An 18,497-nucleotide genomic window follows, 5' to 3' on the forward strand; every position below is an offset into this window, starting at 1 on the left:
CCCCAATCCGCAACGCGCCTCCCACCCACCGCGTCATCCCCGCGAAAGCGGGGACGCCCGTCCAACGGGAATACCCGCTTGCGCGGGAGTGACACGGGAAGAAGAAGTTCAAGCCCGCCCAATCCTCTGCACCTAATCCCCGCTCCCGCCATCCGCGCCTACCCTCTCCTGTCCCACCCCACAGGAGCCCGCCGAAAAATGCCCCGCCCCCTTCCCAGGATCACACCCTCCCTCGCCGAGCGCCATGAGGCGCTTTGGCTCCGTTTGACGACCCTTCACAAAGACATCACAGCCATCGCCGCCAAAAAGCCCGATGCCCCTGTCGGCGACACCGAGCGGTCCATCGCGGAAGGATTGATCAGCGATTGCCGGCCCTTTCTCGGGTCGCGGCACGAAAAATTTCCGGTGGCCGCCCAGAATTTTTCCGGGCTGGCGGTGCAGCTTGGCCAGGTGCTGGCGCAATTGGACGATTTCGAGAACCGCCACGCCGCGTGGGACGCCCGCAATAATTGCCGGTGCTGGCGCGTCGAGGGGGAGTCGCTTCCCATTGCCCGGCTGCGCGCTTCCGTCGCCATCGTGCCGCTGACCACCGCCAATGGCGAGGATCTGCGCGCAAAACTGGTCCGGCGCCGGCACAATCACGAGCGGCAGATTTTCGAGAACGGGTTCCAAAAGGGCCTTTCTGCCCGCCATGGCCCACCGCAAGCCCCTCACGACACCGAAACAGTGGCCGAGGGGTCAGAAACTTATCCCCGGCTCCGCGGCAGCGCGTAATCTCCTCCCAGCGCTTCGCACGGGCAGGTCTGCATGCGAACTGAGCGGGGCGCACCGGCCGCAACCCGTTCGCATGGGCGGCGCGTTCAGGCACCGGCCGACCCCGACGCGAGCGATGAAGGGGACGCGATTCCGGCGCTGTTCGAAAAACCGGTTCCCGAGGTGGCTTTTGCCCCATCTTCTATCCCTCAGGGGCAAATGCCACCTCGGGGTCTGCCCAAAAAGCCGAAAACCCGCGCGGAAAAACGCCGCGGGCGCTTCGGCACGCCTTTTTGGCCGCCGGGGCTCCCACAAAAATTGCCATTGCCGCAGCGAGTTCGGACCCTTAACTCTCCTCCCAACAGGAGCCCGGCACCAATGCACAATCTTTCGGATTTCACCCTCCCCCGCCTCGATGGCACGCCGCAAAATCTCGGCGAATTTGTCGGCAAGGTGGTGCTCGTGGTCAATGTCGCCAGCCAGTGCGGCCTCACCCCGCAATATGAGGGGCTCGAGACGCTGCAGAAAACCTATGGCGACAAGGGCTTTGTGGTGCTGGGCTTTCCCTGCAACCAGTTCGCCGGCCAGGAGCCGGGCACATCGGAAGAAATCGGCCAGTTCTGCTCGACCACCTATGGCGTGAGTTTTCCGGTTTTCGAGCGGATCGACGTCAATGGCGCCAATGCCCATCCGCTTTACGAATGGCTCAAAAAGAGCGCGCCGGGTCTGTTGGGCAGCGAGGCGATCAAGTGGAATTTCACAAAGTTCCTGCTCGATCGGACCGGCCATGTGGTCGAGCGCTATGCTCCCACCACCGAGCCGGCCGATATCGCGCCGGATATCGAAAAATTGCTTTAAACCTCGGTGCTTTCCTCCGCCGCGCCGATCCACTAATTTGGGGCGCGAGCGGGGGATGGAGGACAGCGTCGTGGCCGATATTTTGGACTATTGCACCGGGCTGGCGCAGCGGAAATTTCGCTCCGGCGAGATGCTGATCGCCGAGGGGGAGCGGCTCGGCAAGATTTTCGTGCTCGTCGAGGGCGAGGTGGAGATCATCCGCGAGCGCACCCAGGTCACCCATGTCGACGAGCCCGGCTCGATCTTCGGGGAGATGGCGGCGTTGCTCGACATGCCCCATTCGGCCAGCGTCAAGGCGCTGTCGGGGGTGGTGGCCTATGAAATCCCCGATGCGCTGACCTTTCTCGACAGCCGCCCGGAATTTTCCCTCGCCATCGCCACCATGCTGGCGCGGCGGCTCTACTACACCACCTCCTATCTCGTGGACCTCCAGCAGCAGGCGGCCGGCAAGCGGCAGGACCTCGACATGGTCGACCAGATCCTGGCAGCCCTGGTCGATCCCAAGGAAGCCGGAAAGACGCATCGGTGACAGACAAGCCGACCATTGCCATCACCTATTGCACCCAGTGCAACTGGATGCTCCGCTCCGCCTGGATGGCCCAGGAGCTGCTCTCCACCTTCGGAACCGAGCTGGCATCGGTGACGCTGGTGCCGGGCACGGGTGGGATTTTTGAAATCCGCCTCAACGATCACCTCATCTGGGAGCGCAAGCGCGATGGCGGCTTTCCCGATAGTGCCGGATTGAAGCGCCTCGTGCGCGACCAGATCGATCCGGACCGGGCGCTGGGCCACCTTGATCGCACCCGGGATGCGTAATGGCTTCCCAATTGGCGCCATTGCGCTAGTCTCAAGCCGCGTCAGCAAACACGGAGGCCAGCGTCATGGCACATAAATTCCACATCACCGATGCCGCGAACGACCAGTTCAAGTTCGACTTCTCCTATAATTCGGAGAAGATTTTCTGGTCGGAAAACTACAAGCAGAAATCCAGCGCGAAATCGGCGATCGAATCGCTCAAGAAGAACGCGCCGGATGCGATCACTGTCGACCTGTCCAAGGACGAAACCGGCTCGGGTTATCGCTTCGAGATCGTCGCCTCCAAGGATGGCCAGCATTTCGTCCGCTTCGTCGCCTCCAATGGCGAGACCATGGCCCGCACCGAGACCTATGCGTCGAAGGCCTCCGCCAAGAACGCCATCGAATCGCTGAAAAAGAACGGCCCCGGCGCCGATGTCGACGACGCCTGATCCCGAACAGACGCCTGATCCCGATCTGATTGCGTCGGCCCAGTTTATTCCCAACCCGTCCGGGTCGATCTATTCTCCCGGCAACCAGTTTCCACTTCCCGGGGGATTTTTACTTTGTTCAAACCCGCTCGCTTTTTCGGCGCCGCTTCGGCCCTGATCCTGGCCCTGCCTGTCGCGGCGCAGGCTCAGCCTGTCGCGGCGCAGGATCTGCCTGTCGCGGCGCAGGATCTGCCCGATCTGGGCGGACGCGTCATCCACGCCGTCACCGAGAACGCCTATTTCCCGCTCAATTTCGCCCACCCGGAAACGGGCGAGGGCATCGGGCTCGAATATGATGTGATCAACGAGATCGCCAAGCGGCTCAATGCGACAGTCGAATGGGATCTGACCGCCTGGGACGTCATGATCGAGGCGGTGCGCACCGGCCAGTTCGATGTCGGGGCCGATGGCATCACCATCACCGCCGAGCGCGAGGAGCAGATCGATTTCACCGATCCCTTCATCACGGTCGAGCAATATTTCCTCGTCCGGGCCGATGACGATCGCATCACCGGCAAGGAGAGCTTTGCCGAACACGCGGACCTCCTCTTCGGCGCCCAGGCCGGCACATCCTCCTTCTACACCGCCATATACGACGTGCTCGACGGCGACGAAGCCAATCCGCGGGTAAAGGTTTTCGACAATTTTGGCGCCGCGGTGCAGGCGGTCAAGGCCGGCGACGTCGATGCCGTCATTGCCGATCAGGCAGCGTCGGCCGGCTATATCGGCGCCGACCCCGGTGCCTTCAAACAGGCCGGCGAGCCGATCAAGTCCGATCCCTTCGGCTTCATCCTGCCGCCCGGTTCAGACCTTGTGGAGCCGTTCAACGCCGCCCTTGCCCAACTCGAGGCCGAAGGCTGGCTCGAGGAGCGCGTCAATTACTGGTTCTTCCAGTATTCTGCCAATTAATCCCCCTCCCCGGGGGACCGGTCTAGAGTGCGCTTATGCCCACTCCCCCTGGGGGAGTGGGTTTTGCTATCAAGCCCGCTCAGATCGAGTACTGGTCACCAATGTCCTATAAGCCGCGCAGCCCCACGCTTTTGTCCCGCATGCCCTGGTGGCTTCTCGCCATCGGGCTGTTGTTCGTGCTCGGCTTCTGGGCGATTACCGCCGACGGCACCTACGAAAACATCTTCCGCGTCCTGTCGGGGGGCGTCGTCACGACGCTCTGGGTCACCGTCCTCGCCTTTGTCGCGGCGACAATTCTGGGGCTGCTGGTTGCGCTGGCGCGCACTTCCGGCAACAGGGTCATGCGCGAGTTCGCGACCTTTTATGTCGAGATCATTCGCGGCATCCCGATCCTGGTGTTCCTGTTCTACATCGCCTTTGTCGCCGCCCCGGCCCTGGTGTCGGGTTTCAACTGGGTTGCCGCTCCGCTGATCGACCTCGGCTGGCTGGCGCCGGCCACTGTCCGGGGTTTTGACTTCGTCTGGCGGGCAATCCTGGCGCTTACCGTTTGCTACTCCGCCTTCATCGCCGAGATTTTCCGCGCCGGCATCGAAGCGGTGGACCGCGGCCAGATCGAAGCGGCCCGGGCGCTGGGCCTCAGCCGCTGGCATTGCCTCCGGCTCATCATTTTCCCGCAGGCTTTGCGGACCATCTTGCCGCCGCTGGGCAATGATTTCGTCTCCATGGTCAAGGATTCGGCGCTGGTCTCGGCGCTGGGCGTCCAGGACATCACCCAATTGGGCAAGCTGCACGCCTCATCGAGCTTCCTGTTCTTCGAGACCTACACTGTCGTCGCCTTCCTCTATCTCACCATGACCATCTCGCTTTCGCTGCTGGTGCGCTGGCTGGAGCGATATATGAGCCGCAGATACAGGCCGTAGTCTTGCGTCGGGCCGCTGCGCCCCCCATCTCTTGGACTGTGTCGGAGGACCCCCATGAAGCTGTTTGCCAAGATCGCCATCGTCGCCACCACGGCTCTCGCCCTCGTCGCCTGCGGCGACAACCGTCAGGTGGGGAGCGTCGGCGTGGACTGGACCGGCAATGACATCTCCATCGAGGCGGTCGCCGATCCCGATGTACAGGGGGTCGTCTGCCATCTGGCGTTCTTCAACCGCTCCTTCATCGATCGCATCAGCCAGGGCAATTGGTTCGAAGACCCCTCTTATTCCGCACTCGACTGCTCGGCGGTCGGCCCGATCACGGTCGGCGATATTTCAACCCGTCCGGGGGGAGAGGAGATTTTCAGGGAGGCGCGCTCGCTGATCTGGAAGTCGCTTCGGGTGACCCGCATCTACGACGCGGCCAATAATTCGCTGATCTATCTCGGCCATGCCCGCCAGCTGCAGCAGGGTTCGGGCAAGATGAGCCTCTCCGTCGTGCCGCTCAATGGACCCGATGTGACCTGGGCCAATGGCGCGCCCGCCCGCCCGGCGACACAAGGCTCGGTGATGGTGCAATAGGCAGCCTCATGCCCTTTGCCGGAAACTCCGTCTCGCGGCAAAAGCTTGTCACAGCATGCCAAAATTAGGCAAAACCGTTTCGTACTCAGGCGCTTCAAACCGCGCCATTGAGTACGATATTCTCCTCGAACACGAATTGAACCGCAATTGCGGCGAAGGATTAAAGCATGTCGATCCTGATTGGCGATACGGCCCCAGATTTCACCCTCGACTCCACCGAGGGCACGATCCATTTCCATGATTTCATCGACGGCTCCTGGGCGGTCCTGTTCAGCCATCCCAAGAATTTCACCCCGGTCTGCACCACCGAGCTCGGCTACACAGCAAAACTGAAGCCCGAGTTCGAAAAGCGCGGCGTCAAGGTCCTGGGCCTGTCGGTCGACAAGCTCGAGGACCATGGCGGCTGGGCCCGCGACATCGAGGAAACCCAGGGCACCGCCCTCAACTTCCCGCTGCTCGCCGATACCGAAGGCAAGGTGGCGCGTCTCTACGACATGATCCATCCCAATGCCGACAACACGCTGACGGTCCGCTCGGTGTTCGTCATCGGCCCCGACAAGAAGATCAAGCTCAAGATCGAATACCCGGCCTCGACCGGTCGCAATTTCGATGAGGTGCTGCGCGTCATCGACAGCCTGCAGCTGACCGCCAAGCACCAGGTGGCGACACCCGTTAACTGGAAGGATGGCGAGGACGTCATCATCGTCCCGGCCGTTTCCAACGAGGCTGCCAAGGCCAAGTACCCCGAGGGCTGGAAGGAACTGAAGCCCTATCTGCGCATTGTTCCACAACCCCGCGGTTAATCCCGCATTTCTCTTCTCCCTGACCGACTCCATGAGCGATGGTATTGCCATCGCTCATTTTTTACGCAGGTTTGGCGCCGAGGCGCCCGGCGGTGACGAAGGTCAGGACCAGCAGCGGGATCAAGAGGGCAAAGGCCATGCGCACCCCAAAACCCTCGGCCACCGCACCGATCAGCACCGGGGCGCCCAGATTGACCAGCTGGAACACCATGGTCACGGACGACACATTTTGCGAGGCGGGGCGGTCGGAGAGGCGTGCCGCCGCCGACAGCATCAGCGGATAGAGGACGCAGATGCCGACACCCACGAGGGCAAAGGCAAAGATGCCGACCCAGGCATTGGGCGCCAGCACGACCAGCACCAGCCCGGCAATCGCCGTGGCGGAGAGGATCCGGGCGATTTTCACCTGGCCGTACCGGTCGATGACCCGGTCGGCGCAGAGCCGACAGATAGCCATGGCCGCAACCAGCGCCGGCAAGGCCAGGGACTGCACCCATGGCGCCACGGAAAAACTGTCGCGCAGATAGATGATCGCCCAGGCACGCGAAGCGCCCTCGGTCAGCCCGGCCCCCAGGCCGAACGCAACCAGCCCCAACGTTGCCAGTGTCGGCAGGGCCAGCCGCCGCACCTTGCCGCCGCCATGGGGACGGGGGACACTTGCCGGCATGGGCAGCACCACCAGCATCAATGCGCCGATGACGATGGGGGCCAGAAGGCCCAGATGCCAGGCGGGGGAGACATCGAACCCGCGCATCACCGCGCCCAACAGCGCCGTCGCCAGAAACCCGACGCTCCACACGCCGTGGCAGGTGTTCATGATCCGGCGCCCGCCGGCGAATTCGACCCTGTCGGCCTCGACATTGATGGCGACATTGGTCAGCGAGAAGCCGACGCCATTGACCATCAGCAGCAGGAATAGCGCGACCGGATTGATGAAAATACCCGCCAGCGCCGAACTGGCGATCACCACGGGCATGAACCACAGCATCACCCGGCGCGGCCCGAACCGCTCGATGATGGCGCTCGATACGAGAAACATGGGCAAGGCGCCGAGCGGCTGCCCCATCAGCACGAGCCCGAGCTGCGCCGGGCTCAGCCTGTTGAGCAATTGCAGGTCGGCGATGCGGGTCTGGACCGCGCCGATGGCGACAGCGTGCAGGAAGAACAGCGCGACGACGCGCCAATGAGCGGGTGCGGTGGGCAAGATCAGCGGGGTCCGGGGTCCATCAGGATGTGGATGCGGTCGGCGCCGAGCCGGGCCAGCTTGAGCATCAGCGCCTTGCGGCGGGCCGGCGCCAGAGGCGTATCCGGGCTGTCGCGCAGGATGGCCCCGTCATGGCCATCGGCCACGATCAGGCCCTCGCTTTCAGGGAAAATCTCGCCATCGAGCTCAGGCGGCTTGGCAAAGAAGAACTTGTCGGAAAATTCCCGATATTCGGGCCATTTGCGGTCCACCTGAAAGTCGATCAGGCTCGATTTGATCTCGATGATCCAGATCTCGCCCTTCGGCCCCACGGCCAGCACGTCGGCGCGCCGGCCATTGCTCAGCGGCACTTCGGCATAGCAGGCCATGTCGTGGCGTTCGCGAAGCATGCGCATGACCCCGCGCTGGACGCGCAGGGCCGTGGCGGATTGCCGGAGATCGACAATGGGCGGCAGGTCCTCAGCCATTTGGGCCCAGTGGCTCCGGTGGCATGCCATGGGGGACTTCGACCTTCCTCGTGCCCAGGGCAAAGCTCGAGGCCCAGAGGCCTGCGAGGAGCAGCGGCAGGCAGATGAGATAGGACATGCGAATGCCCAGGAACTCGGCGACGAACCCAAGCAGCGGCGGCGCAAGGAAGAAGACGACAAAGCTCACCTGCCCGATGGCCGCCACATTGACGGCGGCCGGGCGGTCGGTGCGCTGGGCAGCCTCGGAGACGGCCAGCGGATAGACGGCCGAGCAGCCGGCGCCCATCAGCGCGAAGCCGGTCAAGGCCAATTCCGGCGACGGCGCGAGGCCCACCATCAGCGCGCCGAGGCTGGCAAAGCTCAGCATGACCATGGCCACATTGCGCGGACCGAAGCGGGCAACGATCGGGTCCGCCGAAAGGCGCATCACCGCCATGAAGAAGGCGAAAAGGGTAAGGCCCATGCCGCCGACGAAGGGCTCAACGGCAAAGACGTTGCGCATATAGATTGCCGACCAGTCGATCCCGGCCCCCTCGACGAGGAAGGCAGCAAAGCCGATGAGGCAGAGGGGCAGGAGGCCGCGATTGGGGAAGGCAAAGCGATGCTCGGCCTCGCCCTCGGCCCGCACCGGCTTTGGCGCCTCGGTGGCGCTAAAGAGCAGATAGCCGGCCACCAGCACGACAATGGTGGCCACCACCGCCATGTGGACGCCGGCAGACACGCCGGACTGGCGGATCATGGCGCCGAACAGGGCGGTAACGAAAAAGCCCACGCTCCAGAAGCCGTGGGCACGGTTCATGAAACGCTTGCCGGTTTGCATCTCGAGCCGATCGATCTCGACGTTGAGATTGATCTCGAGCGCCCCGGCAAGGAGACCGGCACAGAACAGCACGACGAACATGGCCGGCGCGGCCGGGAGCCAGGGAATGGTGGCGAACAGCAGCGACGGTCCGAGCACGGTGATCAGCGCCGTCCTACGGAAGCCGAGCTTGTCGATGAACGGCGGGCCGAACGTCAGGGCGATCAGCGAGCCGATGGCCATGCCGATCATGGTCAGGCCAAGCTGGCCCTCCGAGATCCCGAAATGCTCCTGGATATCGGGCAGGCGCGCCATCAGTGCCCCGGTGGTAACCGCAAAGAGAAAGAACGACGCGTAGATGCGGTGCTGGGGGGCAATCATGGAGCGACCTCACGGAGAACAGGCTTTGGAGACAGCGTATGCGCTGTGGCAAGGCCGAGGAGCACGAGTGGGAAGCCGACGCCAAACACCCACTGAATGCCGAAATGCTCGCCGATATAACCAAGGAGTGGCGGTCCCAGGAGGAACGCGGTGAAGGAGAATTGCGCCAGGGCCGCGACATTGATGGCGGCGGGGCGATCGGTCTGTTGCGCCGCTGCCGACATGGCGAGCGGAAAGAGCGCGCTCGAGCCCACGCCGATCAGGGCAAAGCCGAGATAGGCCACCCAGGCGGCCGGCGCGAAGAAGGCGCAGAGCACACCGGCGCCCAGCACCATAAGCAGCGAACGGGCGACCGTGACCGGCCCGAGGCGCTCGACGAAACTGTCGGCAAAAAAGCGCGCGACGCCCTGGGATCCTGCCACAGTTGCAACGGCGAGGCCCGCCCAGAATGGCTCGGCGCCAAAGATGTTGCGCATGTAGATGGCGGACCAGTCGATCCCCGCCCCTTCCATGAGCATCGCTGAAATACACACCGCCACCAGCGCCATGATCGACAATGTCGGCCTGGCCAGACGCGGCGCCTCATCCGCATTGGTGCCGGCCCGATGCGGCGCAGGCTCGAACCGCCCGAGCACCACCAGCGTCGCCAAGATGATGACCGGGATCATGATCATCAGGTGAAAATGTACCTCGAGACCGGTCTGGGCGACGAACGAGCCCACAAGGCCCGCGGCAAAGAAGCCAAGGCTCCAAAAGGCGTGCGCGCGGCTCATGATGCGTCGTCCGATGGCGTGCTCGACCCGGTCCGCCTCGACATTGATGATGATCTCGATCGTGCCGATCGTCAGGCCGACAGGAACCAGCAGGAGGAAAAAGGCCAGTGGCGTATTGGCCCAGCTGGCCAAGGCGTAACACACCGACAGCAGCGGAATGGCGACCAGGAGGACCCGCCGATATCCGATTGCCTCTACCATTCGGCCGGCAAAGGTCAGCGAAACCAGCGTGCCGAGTGCGGATCCGATCAGGGCAAGGCCAAGCGCTCCCTCACCCACGCCCATGGCACTCTGGATGTCGGGCAGACGCGGAAAGATGCTGCCCATGCAAAAGGAGTAAACGAAAAACGCCCCGAAGATTTTCATCTGGGGCGGCATATCAATGCCGAAGCGCATGGCGGGAAATGCTCAAACTGGTCAGACCGAATGAGGCTAGAGCATTTCGCCGCACCGTGAAATAGGGCTCAGCGGCGCGTAGACCGGTTTATGCCAACGATTGCAAAGGGGCCACAGGCGGGGCGGCACGCCCAATTTCGTCGCGAAGGACAGACACACCCGATTGCAGATCTCGGATCACCTCCAGACGTCGAAAGGGACCACCCTGGCGGGTCTCGAGCCCCACTCTCTTCGGAACCAGATTGCGCCGTCGGTCAGGGCCGAAATAGCCGCTGGCCTCATAATAGATCTTCACTTGGCCCAATTGGCGCTCCAGACGATCGCGCAATTGCGCTGAGGACTGAGGCAGGGCAACGATATCATCGAACCCCATATTGACGCAGGCTATGGTGGTCTCGATCGAGGGCTCGTCCGCCAGATAGACCAGCGGCGAAAACCGAACCCTTGGCAAGGCACAAAACCGCACGGCTTCCGCTATCGGTCGCAAATGCGCGGGATCGGAGACTGATGAGCACAGGATAAAGCAGATCGGATTGCGCTGCGTCTGCTCGGCCACCTGCTCGATGCCCCGGAAAGACGACACCCCGGCAAATCCGAGCTTATTGACCAGATCAAACAGGGCCGAGCAGTTCTGGCCCTGCGGACCGGCAATATAGACATAGGCATCCATTGCGTCTTTCGGCCCCCGGCAATTTCCCCGCCGCGAAAACTAGAGCCAATCACCTAACGTGCCCCTAATGCAGGGGCTAGGATGCCCCCTGCGGGTCATGTCCACTGAACAGCGAACCGTATCGGTTGAGAAGAATGGCGATCCGCTCGGTGACAGCCCGCACTGCCGGGTGGTGGCGCTCCTCGTGGTGACAGACGAGCCATTGCTCGGTCTCGAGTTCGGTGATGAGCGGGGCAATACGGATGAGGCGCGGATCGGCGTCACCCACGAAACAGGGAAAGACCGAAAGGCCGGCCCCATTGGCGACCAGTTCGCGCACGCTCATGGCATCGTTGCCCCGCACGGCGATCCGGTCGGCATGGCGCGCCTGCAGCCATCTGGCCGACTGTGTCTGGGGAGCTCCACTCCCAGCCAGGCCAACAAAATAGCCGGCCGCCACCCCGTTGATCAATTGGCGCCCGGAATAGAGGCCATAGGCGACTGTGCCCACCCGCCGCCCGGCGAGATAGGGCTCGGTCGGACGCTGGTTGCGGATGCCGATATCGGCATTGCGCCGGCCAATATCGATCTTCTCGTTCGCCGTCACCAGTTCGAGCCCGAATTTGTCCTCGACCGACCAGATTTCGCCGACGTGGCTGGCGAGAAAGGCCGACGTCCAGGCGCCGGCCGACACGCGGACGGTACGAGCGCCCATGGCGCCGTCTTTCCAGCGCTTGAGCGCCAGCATGGCAGCCTCGACCTCGTCGGCCCGGGCCAGGAGATCCTCACCCGCCGGGGTCAGGGCATAGCCGGACTGGCTGCGTCTGAAGAGTGCTTCACCCATGGCGGCCTCGAGCGCCGCGAGACGCCGTCCCAGCGTCGGCGCTGAAAGCCCCGTCGTCTCGGTCGCCGCGCTGAGACCGCCAAGGCGCGCGACTGCCAGAAACAGTCTCAGATCATCCCAATCGAAATCCATTTTTCATTCCTGAAATAGCGCTTTCGTTCTTGGATATACCAAAACTCCTCAATTCAGAGCAGTTTTGTCGTCGCCCGCCAAGTTAGGCGGTTACCTACCCGCGCATCTTTTCAGAATTGAAACGCCGAATTCCCCTTTGGTGAACGCCTGTCGTTGCGCAGATTTTGGAGACGAAGCCATGTTCAAACCCATCATTCACCGCATTCGCAACTGGCACCAGCGCCAGGATGCTATCCGTCGCCTTCGCTGGCTTGACGATCATCTGCTCTACGACATCGGCACGAGCAAGGATGATCTGCCGCGCTTCATCCGGGACAAGGTCTAGCAGACCGGAGTTGATGCACAAAAAAAGCCGCCCGAAAACGGGCGGCTGCAACGTCGGGTGAGACGTTGAAGGGATTACATCTTTTCGATGCAGACCGAAGTTACACCGCGATTGCGGAAACCCAGTTCCGAGGCCGCTGCCTTGGAGAGATCGATGATACGCTTGCCGTGGAAAGGACCGCGGTCATTTATGACGACCTGAATGGATTTTCCCGAATTCTGGTCGGTGACACGCAGTTTGGTGCCAAACGGAAGGGAACGATGCGCCGCCGTCATGGCGTTCTCGTTGAAGGTTTCACCCGATGCGGCCCTCTTCCCATGGAAGCCGGGGCCATACCAGGATGCGCCACCACATTGTGCATAGGCTGCCGTCGATGAGGCGGCGAGGACTGCCGCACACAGGGCGACGGAAACGGCTCTTCTGATCAATGGTCTGTGCTCACTGAAGTTATCGATGAGCGCTGAGTAAGGGGGTGGAACGTCGGGAATAAGGGCAGATTGCCCGTAAGTGCCTCCCAAGAGGCCCACTGTTGCAGCTTTGCCGCACAGATCTGGCTCTATTTCATTAACCACTCGGTCCGAATTGATCGAGACTGTAGAATGAGAATCTCAAGATCTACGTATTCTTCGCCCATAGCGGCGAGATTCAGTGGAGGCGCGAAACCTCGTTCCGTATTGTGTCAGATGGGCAACGGTTTCATCAAACATCGGTGATTTCGCAGATATCCCGCCCATTTGGGGCTGTGAATAGCGTGCACTTTTCGGATCCGGAGCCAATTGCGAAGAGATTGTGACCAAATTGGTCGCGCTATTCGTCTAGCGCACCCGGCTCCCGTATAAGTCCCTTTGCCGCCATCGCTGCTGTGGGCGGGGCCCCCAATGCAGACAGTTCTGCCTCCAGCGCCACCATCAGCCTGAGCTTTTCCTCATCGGGAATGCTGTGCAGGCGCTGGCTGAGGCGGATGGTGAAATCGGAAAACAGATTGTGCCAGTCACTGGAAAGCTGTGCCGGATCGATGCGGCGGGTTTCGGGGACACGCGCCGCCCTTATCCCCTGGGCGCTGAGTTCGAAGTAATCGTCGATCTGGGGCAGGATGACCTGGTCCCCACCCAGCCCGATCGTTGTCAACGCTTGGCGCAGCGCGGTGCGTTCCGCGTCTTCGCCATGGGTCAGGAACACCGCACCATGCGCGGGAAGTCGACCGCGGATCCAGTCCACCAGTTCGGAATGATCCGCATGGGCGGAATAATTGCCCAATGACCGGATCTGCGCCCGCACAGGCACGAGCGTGCCGTGGATGCGGACCTCTTTGGCGCCGGACAGGATGATCTGGCCCAGCGTGCCAGGGGCCTGGTACCCTACGAAGAGCACCGTCGCGTTTGCCCGAATGAGATTGTTGCGCAGATGGTGCTTGATGCGGCCGGCATCGGCCATCCCGGAGGCGGACATGATGATCGCCCCGCCCTTGATGGCGTTGAGGGCCTTGGAATCCTCCACGGCCTCGATGATCCGGAAGCGGGGATCGTTGAAGAGTTCGTCGGCAGTGAGTTCGGTGTCCTCGAACATTTTTGCATATTTGCGGTAGACGCCCGTCACCTTGCTGGCGAGGGGACTGTCGAGGACGACGATGCGGGGGTCGATTTCACCGTCGCGGATCAAGACGCCGATGTCGTGGAGCAGTTCCTGGCTGCGCTCGACGGCAAAGGCGGGAATGACCAGATTGCCGCCCCGCTGCAGGGCCGTGACGATCTCGGCCTTGAGCGCCTGGCGGCGCTGGACCAGTGTGTAGTCTTCGCGCTCACGCCCCCCATAGGTGCTTTCGCAGAGGATATAGTCAAAGCCGGACGGTCCCTCCGGCTCGGCGTAAAAGACCTTCTCGTCCGGCCCGATATCGCCCGAGAACATCAGCCGCACGGGGCGACCCTCGCCATTGCTGACCTCCACCTCAATCGAGGCCGAACCGATGATATGACCGGCATTCCAGTAGCGGGCGCGCACGCCCGGCCCCGGCTCGATCCATTCGCCATAGGCGCAGGTCCGCCGGTGCTTGAGGCTCTCTTCGGCGTCGGCCATGGTGTAGAGCGGCCGCGCCGGTTCATCGCCACGGCGCCCGCGTTTGCGGGTTTCGCGCTCGGCCTCGCTTTCCTGGATGCCGGCGCTGTCTGGCAGCAGATATTCGAGCAGGCCCGCCGTGGGCTCGGTCATCCACATCGGCCCGCGCCAACCCTGGGCGTAGAGCTTTGGCAACAGCCCCGCATGGTCGATATGGGCGTGGGTGAGGAGGAGGAAGTCGATGGTCCTGGGGTCGAACGGGGTGGGCTTGAGGTTAAGGTCCCTGACGCTCTTATTGCCCTGGAAGAGACCGCAATCGACGAGGAATTGCCCCTGTGGGTGGACGATGCGATAGCACGAGCCGGTCACGGTGCCCGCCGCACCGTGGAAATGCAGGGTGATCGTCATGACGGCTCCTCATTCCTCGCCCCTCCTGTCGGAGTAAGCCTTACTCGCTCGTCCTTGTCGAGAAGGCCGCGACGAACACGCGGCCGACACAGCAAGAGGAGAATTGAAATGACCTATGTCGACGGCTTTGTCGCCGCGGTTCCCCGGGCCAATAAGGAACTCTACATTTCCCACGCCCGGGCTGCGGCCGAGCTCTTCACGCAATGGGGCGCCCTACGGGTGGTCGAGAACTGGGGCGACGACGTGCCCCCGGGCGAACACACCGATTTCCAGCGTGCTGTACAGGCCAAGGATGACGAAGTGATCGTTTTTTCCTGGATCGAATATCCAGACAAGGCGACGCGGGACGCCATTCAGAAGCGGATGATGGGCCCGGAAATGGCAGAGTTTCCCGAAATGCCCTTTGACGGCAAGCGGATGATCTTCGGCGGCTTCAACACTCTGTTCGCGCTCGGCTGACCGTCCCGTGTGCCCCGCCGGCCAGCGGGGCCGGCCCCGCGGTCAGCGGGGCGCGCGCTTGGCGAGGATGCGCTGAAGGGTGCGTCGATGCATGTTGAGCCGGCGGGCCGTCTCGGAGACATTGCGATCGCACAATTCATAGACGCGCTGGATATGCTCCCAGCGTACCCGATCGGCCGACATCGGGTTTTCCGGCGGCTCGGGCTTGTCCTCGCCCGTCGCCAGCAGCGCATTGATGACGTCGTCGGCATCTGCGGGCTTGGACAGGTAGTCCATCGCCCCCAGCTTGACGGCCGTCACCGCGGTGGCGATGTTGCCATAACCGGTCAGCACCACCGCGCGGGCGTCGGGCCGCTTCTGGTGGAGGGCAGAAACCACGTCGAGGCCATTGCCATCTTCGAGCCTGAGATCGACCACGGCGAAAGCCGGCGGTTTTTCGGCAACGGCGGACAGGCCCGCCGAAACCGTCGATGCGGTCCGGACGTCAAAGCCACGGCGCACCATGGCGCGCTCGAGGCGGGTGAGAAAGGCCAGGTCGTCATCGACCAGCAAAAGGCTGGGATCTGTGGCTAGAAGGTCTTCGATGGTGCTCATGCCTTCTCCTTATGCCCTCGAGGGCTTTACGTCAAAACCCGCGCTGCGGATTGCTTGACAACGGCTTCACGGCTCCAAACGATCCGAACCTGGGCGTGGCCGACCGCTTTCTCGTTCTCGAAGGTCAGTTTGGCGCCTGTACGCTCCAGAAGCGTCTTGGCGATGAAGATGCCCAAGCCGAGCCCCCCAGGCTGGTCGGCATCGACCCCATTGGGATCGCGCGGACGGCTGGTAAGGTAGGGTTCGCCGAGGCGCGCCACCAGTTCGGGCGCAAAGCCAGGTCCATCATCGGTGATGCGCACGATGATGCGGCTCTGGTCCCAGGATGTTTCGATGCGCACGGTCTGGCTGGCGAAATCAGTGGCGTTCTCGATGATGTTGCCCAGTCCATAGAGTAGACCGACGCTGCGCGGAAAGACCGGCGCGGGCCCGGCGACGCTATCGCTGTCGAAGAGAATGACCTTGCCCCGGCCCTCATGCGGACGCGCCACTTCGGCCAGGATGTCGGTGAGCGGGGCCTCGGCGAAGGGATCGGTCGGGTCGCTGCCGCCCAGATTGCGCAGCTTGGCCAGAATGGCGCGACACCGCGCCGCCTGGGAAATGATCAGTTCCACGTCCTCGGCCAGTTGGCTGCCCTGTTCCACCTCGGCCCGCATCTCTTTTGCGGCGAGGGAAATGGTGGAGAGCGGCGTGCCCAATTCATGCGCGGCGGCCGCGGCCATGCCATCGAGCGCGGAGAGTTGCTCCCGGCGGGACAGGGCCAGTTCAGTGGCCGCCAGGGCGTCGGCGATGAGCCGCGAATCATTAGCGACCTTATTGGTATAGGCGGCGATGAAGGCGATGCCGCAGACGATTGCCACCCAGATGCCGATGACGAAAACGCGGTGAAAGGCCAGGTGCTCCCCTGGCATCCACGGCAGGGGAAGGTGAAAGACCGAAAGGATGGAGGCGATGATCGCCGCAAACAGGGCGATGATCAGCGTTTCCCGCTGCGGCAGGGTCGTCGCGGAAACGGAGACCGGCGCCAGCAACAAAAGCGAAAACGGATTTTGCAGCCCCCCCGTCAGGGCCAGGAGCCCGCCGAGCTGGCAAAGATCGCAGGCCAGGAGAATGGCAGCAAAACCGGGCGCCAGATGGGCGCGAAATCCATAACGCAGGACCAGGCCGATATTGAGCGCGGCAGAAAGCGCGATCAGCGCCAGGCATTCGAACAGTGGCAGGGAGAAACCAAGGCCGAATTCGACGAAAAACACCCCGATCGTCTGCCCGGCCACGGCCAGCCAGCGCAGCAGCACGAGCGACTGCAGACGCAAGGGACGCCAAACGGGCGCCATGTCCGGTCTCGAAACTGCATCAATGCTCATGGTTGTGGCTTCCAGTGCGACTAAGTTTGCGCGCCATAGGGAGGAAAAACGTCGGTTTCAAGCAGAAAAACCCCATAGGCACATCCTTGATCCCGTCAAAGCCGGGACCAAATTAGGCTCATCGTGACTGGGAGACGAAACGAAATGAACACAGCAATCATCAAACCGCAATGGTCGCCCCTGACCATCGCCCTCATGGTCCTCGGCTTTATCCTCTTCTGGCCAATCGGCCTGGCCATCCTTGGCTACATCCTGTGGGGTGAGAAGTTCGGCGGCTCCGCCGAAAAGGCCCAGGCCTATTGGAACAAAGGATGCGGCTTTATGCGAAACAACACTGGCCATCGCGGCTTCGGCGGGCAGAATTTCGCCTCGACCGGCAATGCCGCCTTCGATGACTATCGTGCCGACCAGCTCAAGCGCCTCGAGGAAGAGCGCGCCCGTCTCGATGCCGAGATCGACGCCTTCCAGGAATATATGGCCAATCTGCGCAAGGCCAAGGATCGCGAAGAGTTCGATCGCTTCATGAGCGAACGCCGTGGCAACCGCCAGGGTTATGGCGATACCAACCAGGACAATGGGAACCACAACGGCTAAAGCCGCCCCCTTTCCTGCCTTCATACGGTCCTCCCCTGTGACCTGACTGGCGCCCCGCAAGGGGCGTCTTTTTTTATGACCGGCCCGTGTCGGCACACGTCGAAACAGGCCAGACGGGGAAGCGGTTTCCGTCTAGACTGCGACGATCGATTCCTCGCGTTCCGCCATGTTCTCCTTCCTTCGCCAGAAATCAGCGCCGCCCGCCCGCACCCAGCTCGATATCGACGGCCGGGTAGTGGACGTGACCGTGCGGGTCAGCAAGCGGGCGCGTGCCTTTCGTCTTTCCCTTCCGGCAACCGGGCCATTGCTCACGCTGCCGGAAAAGGCGCGCTGGAGCGATGCAGAGGCTTTCCTGAACCGCCACAGGCATTGGCTCGCCGCGCGCCTGCCCCGCACCCCCACGGTCCAAAGTCTTGCCCACGGCAGCATCGTGCCGCTGCGCGGCGTGCCCCATCGCATCGTGGCCACCGGCGCGGTCCGCGGGCGCGTCGCTATGGATGAGACGGCCGATGGCCCCGCCCTCCTCGTGCCGGGCGCCCCGGAGCACCAGCCAAGGCGGCTCTATGACTGGCTCAAGATTGTCGCGCTTGAGGATCTTACCGAACGCAGCCTGTTTCACGCCGCGCGGCTGGACGTCAGCGTCAAGCAGATCCGCCTGCGCAGCCAGTCGAGCCGCTGGGGCTCGTGCTCGTCGACCGGTGCCATCAACTACAATTGGCGGCTGATCCTGGCCCCACCCTTCGTGCTCGACTATGTCGCCGCCCATGAGGTGGCACACCTGGTCGAGATGAACCATTCGCCCGCCTTCTGGGCGACTGTCGAGCGGACGCTGCCGGACATGGAGCGCGGTCGGGCGTGGCTTAAATCACACGGTCGCCAACTCATGGCGTGGCAACCGCCCCAGGGCGAGGCTTGAGAGGTCCTTTGCCACCTTCCCGCCCCAATCGT

General features: G+C 62.8%; 23 protein-coding genes and 1 pseudogene. 14 read left to right on the forward strand and 10 right to left on the reverse strand.

Annotated elements, in window-relative coordinates:
• Positions 1 to 198: 198 nt before the first annotated feature.
• The 10 genes and pseudogenes from N0P34_RS19955 to N0P34_RS20000 all read left to right on the forward strand — a co-directional run bounded on the left by N0P34_RS19955 (position 199) and on the right by N0P34_RS20000 (position 6,108).
• Complete coding sequence (locus N0P34_RS19955) at positions 199 to 774, forward strand: hypothetical protein (protein ID WP_275604947.1); 576 nt, start codon at positions 199 to 201, stop codon at positions 772 to 774.
• A 357-nt stretch (positions 775 to 1,131) separates the two neighbouring features.
• Positions 1,132 to 1,611 carry a glutathione peroxidase gene (locus N0P34_RS19960; protein ID WP_275604948.1) on the forward strand — a complete coding sequence of 160 codons (480 nt, stop codon included), beginning with the start codon at positions 1,132 to 1,134 and terminating at the stop codon, positions 1,609 to 1,611.
• 70 nt (positions 1,612 to 1,681) lie between these two features.
• Positions 1,682 to 2,140: a cyclic nucleotide-binding domain-containing protein gene (locus N0P34_RS19965; protein ID WP_275604949.1), complete on the forward strand. Its 459-nt coding sequence runs from the start codon at positions 1,682 to 1,684 to the stop codon at positions 2,138 to 2,140.
• On the forward strand, positions 2,137 to 2,427 hold the full coding sequence (locus tag N0P34_RS19970) for a SelT/SelW/SelH family protein (protein WP_275604950.1): 291 nt from the start codon (positions 2,137 to 2,139) through the stop codon (positions 2,425 to 2,427). Before N0P34_RS19965 ends, N0P34_RS19970 begins: the two co-directional genes overlap by 4 nt.
• A gap of 65 nt (positions 2,428 to 2,492) precedes the next feature.
• Positions 2,493 to 2,648 (forward strand): annotated as a pseudogene (locus N0P34_RS19975) (DUF1508 domain-containing protein); the annotation flags it as partial.
• 12 nt (positions 2,649 to 2,660) lie between these two features.
• Positions 2,661 to 2,858 (forward strand): DUF1508 domain-containing protein, encoded by a 198-nt coding sequence (locus tag N0P34_RS19980; RefSeq protein ID WP_275607040.1) that lies wholly within the window; start codon positions 2,661 to 2,663, stop codon positions 2,856 to 2,858.
• Between the two features lie 114 nt (positions 2,859 to 2,972).
• Positions 2,973 to 3,806 (forward strand): transporter substrate-binding domain-containing protein, encoded by an 834-nt coding sequence (locus N0P34_RS19985; protein ID WP_275604951.1) that lies wholly within the window; start codon positions 2,973 to 2,975, stop codon positions 3,804 to 3,806.
• 101 nt (positions 3,807 to 3,907) lie between these two features.
• Positions 3,908 to 4,726 (forward strand): amino acid ABC transporter permease, encoded by an 819-nt coding sequence (locus tag N0P34_RS19990; RefSeq protein WP_275604952.1) that lies wholly within the window; start codon positions 3,908 to 3,910, stop codon positions 4,724 to 4,726.
• A 54-nt stretch (positions 4,727 to 4,780) separates the two neighbouring features.
• Positions 4,781 to 5,305 carry a CreA family protein gene (locus N0P34_RS19995; RefSeq protein ID WP_275604953.1) on the forward strand — a complete coding sequence of 175 codons (525 nt, stop codon included), beginning with the start codon at positions 4,781 to 4,783 and terminating at the stop codon, positions 5,303 to 5,305.
• A gap of 167 nt (positions 5,306 to 5,472) precedes the next feature.
• Positions 5,473 to 6,108 (forward strand): peroxiredoxin, encoded by a 636-nt coding sequence (locus tag N0P34_RS20000; protein ID WP_275604954.1) that lies wholly within the window; start codon positions 5,473 to 5,475, stop codon positions 6,106 to 6,108.
• Between the two features lie 61 nt (positions 6,109 to 6,169).
• Here N0P34_RS20000 and N0P34_RS20005 read toward each other — a convergent pair whose 3' ends face one another.
• The 6 genes from N0P34_RS20005 to N0P34_RS20030 all read right to left on the reverse strand — a co-directional run bounded on the left by N0P34_RS20005 (position 6,170) and on the right by N0P34_RS20030 (position 11,753).
• Positions 6,170 to 7,312, reverse strand: a complete 1,143-nt coding sequence (locus tag N0P34_RS20005; protein WP_275604955.1) for an MFS transporter — start codon at positions 7,310 to 7,312, stop codon at positions 6,170 to 6,172.
• A gap of 2 nt (positions 7,313 to 7,314) precedes the next feature.
• A complete protein-coding gene (locus N0P34_RS20010; protein ID WP_275604956.1) occupies positions 7,315 to 7,779 on the reverse strand; it encodes an MmcB family DNA repair protein in 465 nt (154 codons plus the stop codon).
• Positions 7,772 to 8,959 (reverse strand): MFS transporter, encoded by a 1,188-nt coding sequence (locus N0P34_RS20015; protein ID WP_275604957.1) that lies wholly within the window; start codon positions 8,957 to 8,959, stop codon positions 7,772 to 7,774. Before N0P34_RS20015 ends, N0P34_RS20010 begins: the two co-directional genes overlap by 8 nt.
• Complete coding sequence (locus N0P34_RS20020) at positions 8,956 to 10,128, reverse strand: MFS transporter (protein ID WP_275604958.1); 1,173 nt, start codon at positions 10,126 to 10,128, stop codon at positions 8,956 to 8,958. Before N0P34_RS20020 ends, N0P34_RS20015 begins: the two co-directional genes overlap by 4 nt.
• Positions 10,129 to 10,216: 88 nt before the next feature.
• Entirely contained in the window at positions 10,217 to 10,798 is a 582-nt protein-coding gene (locus N0P34_RS20025) for a hypothetical protein (RefSeq protein ID WP_275604959.1), read from the reverse strand.
• Between the two features lie 76 nt (positions 10,799 to 10,874).
• A complete protein-coding gene (locus tag N0P34_RS20030) occupies positions 10,875 to 11,753 on the reverse strand; it encodes a LysR family transcriptional regulator (RefSeq protein ID WP_275604960.1) in 879 nt (292 codons plus the stop codon).
• 178 nt (positions 11,754 to 11,931) lie between these two features.
• Here N0P34_RS20030 and N0P34_RS20035 point away from each other — a divergent pair, with 178 nt between their 5' ends.
• A complete protein-coding gene (locus N0P34_RS20035; RefSeq protein ID WP_275604961.1) occupies positions 11,932 to 12,078 on the forward strand; it encodes a DUF1127 domain-containing protein in 147 nt (48 codons plus the stop codon).
• A 74-nt stretch (positions 12,079 to 12,152) separates the two neighbouring features.
• Here the strand turns inward: N0P34_RS20035 and N0P34_RS20040 are convergent, their stop codons facing one another.
• Together N0P34_RS20040 and N0P34_RS20045 are read right to left on the reverse strand one after the other, a co-directional pair.
• Entirely contained in the window at positions 12,153 to 12,506 is a 354-nt protein-coding gene (locus N0P34_RS20040) for a septal ring lytic transglycosylase RlpA family protein (RefSeq protein WP_275604962.1), read from the reverse strand.
• A gap of 379 nt (positions 12,507 to 12,885) precedes the next feature.
• Positions 12,886 to 14,538, reverse strand: a complete 1,653-nt coding sequence (locus N0P34_RS20045) for an MBL fold metallo-hydrolase (RefSeq protein ID WP_275604963.1) — start codon at positions 14,536 to 14,538, stop codon at positions 12,886 to 12,888.
• A gap of 108 nt (positions 14,539 to 14,646) precedes the next feature.
• Between N0P34_RS20045 and N0P34_RS20050 the strand changes: the two genes are divergently transcribed.
• Complete coding sequence (locus N0P34_RS20050; RefSeq protein WP_275604964.1) at positions 14,647 to 14,997, forward strand: DUF1428 domain-containing protein; 351 nt, start codon at positions 14,647 to 14,649, stop codon at positions 14,995 to 14,997.
• 42 nt (positions 14,998 to 15,039) lie between these two features.
• Here N0P34_RS20050 and N0P34_RS20055 read toward each other — a convergent pair whose 3' ends face one another.
• Positions 15,040 to 15,591: an ActR/PrrA/RegA family redox response regulator transcription factor gene (locus N0P34_RS20055; protein ID WP_275604965.1), complete on the reverse strand. Its 552-nt coding sequence runs from the start codon at positions 15,589 to 15,591 to the stop codon at positions 15,040 to 15,042.
• A gap of 26 nt (positions 15,592 to 15,617) precedes the next feature.
• Positions 15,618 to 16,925, reverse strand: a complete 1,308-nt coding sequence (locus N0P34_RS20060) for an ActS/PrrB/RegB family redox-sensitive histidine kinase (protein ID WP_275604966.1) — start codon at positions 16,923 to 16,925, stop codon at positions 15,618 to 15,620.
• Between the two features lie 174 nt (positions 16,926 to 17,099).
• Here N0P34_RS20060 and N0P34_RS20065 point away from each other — a divergent pair, with 174 nt between their 5' ends.
• Together N0P34_RS20065 and N0P34_RS20070 are read left to right on the forward strand one after the other, a co-directional pair.
• Positions 17,100 to 17,549, forward strand: coding sequence for a DUF2852 domain-containing protein (locus N0P34_RS20065; protein WP_275604967.1), 450 nt, complete (start codon positions 17,100 to 17,102; stop codon positions 17,547 to 17,549).
• Between the two features lie 166 nt (positions 17,550 to 17,715).
• A complete protein-coding gene (locus N0P34_RS20070; protein WP_275604968.1) occupies positions 17,716 to 18,465 on the forward strand; it encodes a SprT family zinc-dependent metalloprotease in 750 nt (249 codons plus the stop codon).
• The last annotated feature ends 32 nt before the right edge of the window (positions 18,466 to 18,497 follow it).

Origin of the sequence: Devosia sp. FJ2-5-3 (assembly GCF_029201545.1) — a bacterium.
Taxonomy (GTDB): Bacteria; Pseudomonadota; Alphaproteobacteria; order Rhizobiales; family Devosiaceae; genus Devosia.

Bases quoted from the DNA above. Each gene is read 5' to 3' on its own strand.
- N0P34_RS19955 (WP_275604947.1), top strand. From the start codon at position 199: ATGCCCCGCCCCCTTCCCAGGATCACACCCTCCCTCGCCGAGCGCCAT.
- N0P34_RS19960 (WP_275604948.1), top strand. From the start codon at position 1,132: ATGCACAATCTTTCGGATTTCACCCTCCCCCGCCTCGATGGCACGCCG.
- N0P34_RS19990 (WP_275604952.1), top strand. From the start codon at position 3,908: ATGTCCTATAAGCCGCGCAGCCCCACGCTTTTGTCCCGCATGCCCTGG.
- N0P34_RS19995 (WP_275604953.1), top strand. From the start codon at position 4,781: ATGAAGCTGTTTGCCAAGATCGCCATCGTCGCCACCACGGCTCTCGCC.
- N0P34_RS20000 (WP_275604954.1), top strand. From the start codon at position 5,473: ATGTCGATCCTGATTGGCGATACGGCCCCAGATTTCACCCTCGACTCC.
- N0P34_RS20010 (WP_275604956.1), bottom strand. From the start codon at position 7,779: ATGGCTGAGGACCTGCCGCCCATTGTCGATCTCCGGCAATCCGCCACG.
- N0P34_RS20015 (WP_275604957.1), bottom strand. From the start codon at position 8,959: ATGATTGCCCCCCAGCACCGCATCTACGCGTCGTTCTTTCTCTTTGCG.
- N0P34_RS20020 (WP_275604958.1), bottom strand. From the start codon at position 10,128: ATGCGCTTCGGCATTGATATGCCGCCCCAGATGAAAATCTTCGGGGCG.
- N0P34_RS20025 (WP_275604959.1), bottom strand. From the start codon at position 10,798: ATGGATGCCTATGTCTATATTGCCGGTCCGCAGGGCCAGAACTGCTCG.
- N0P34_RS20030 (WP_275604960.1), bottom strand. From the start codon at position 11,753: ATGGATTTCGATTGGGATGATCTGAGACTGTTTCTGGCAGTCGCGCGC.
- N0P34_RS20035 (WP_275604961.1), top strand. From the start codon at position 11,932: ATGTTCAAACCCATCATTCACCGCATTCGCAACTGGCACCAGCGCCAG.
- N0P34_RS20045 (WP_275604963.1), bottom strand. From the start codon at position 14,538: ATGACGATCACCCTGCATTTCCACGGTGCGGCGGGCACCGTGACCGGC.
- N0P34_RS20050 (WP_275604964.1), top strand. From the start codon at position 14,647: ATGACCTATGTCGACGGCTTTGTCGCCGCGGTTCCCCGGGCCAATAAG.
- N0P34_RS20055 (WP_275604965.1), bottom strand. From the start codon at position 15,591: ATGAGCACCATCGAAGACCTTCTAGCCACAGATCCCAGCCTTTTGCTG.
- N0P34_RS20060 (WP_275604966.1), bottom strand. From the start codon at position 16,925: ATGGCGCCCGTTTGGCGTCCCTTGCGTCTGCAGTCGCTCGTGCTGCTG.
- N0P34_RS20065 (WP_275604967.1), top strand. From the start codon at position 17,100: ATGAACACAGCAATCATCAAACCGCAATGGTCGCCCCTGACCATCGCC.
- N0P34_RS20070 (WP_275604968.1), top strand. From the start codon at position 17,716: ATGTTCTCCTTCCTTCGCCAGAAATCAGCGCCGCCCGCCCGCACCCAG.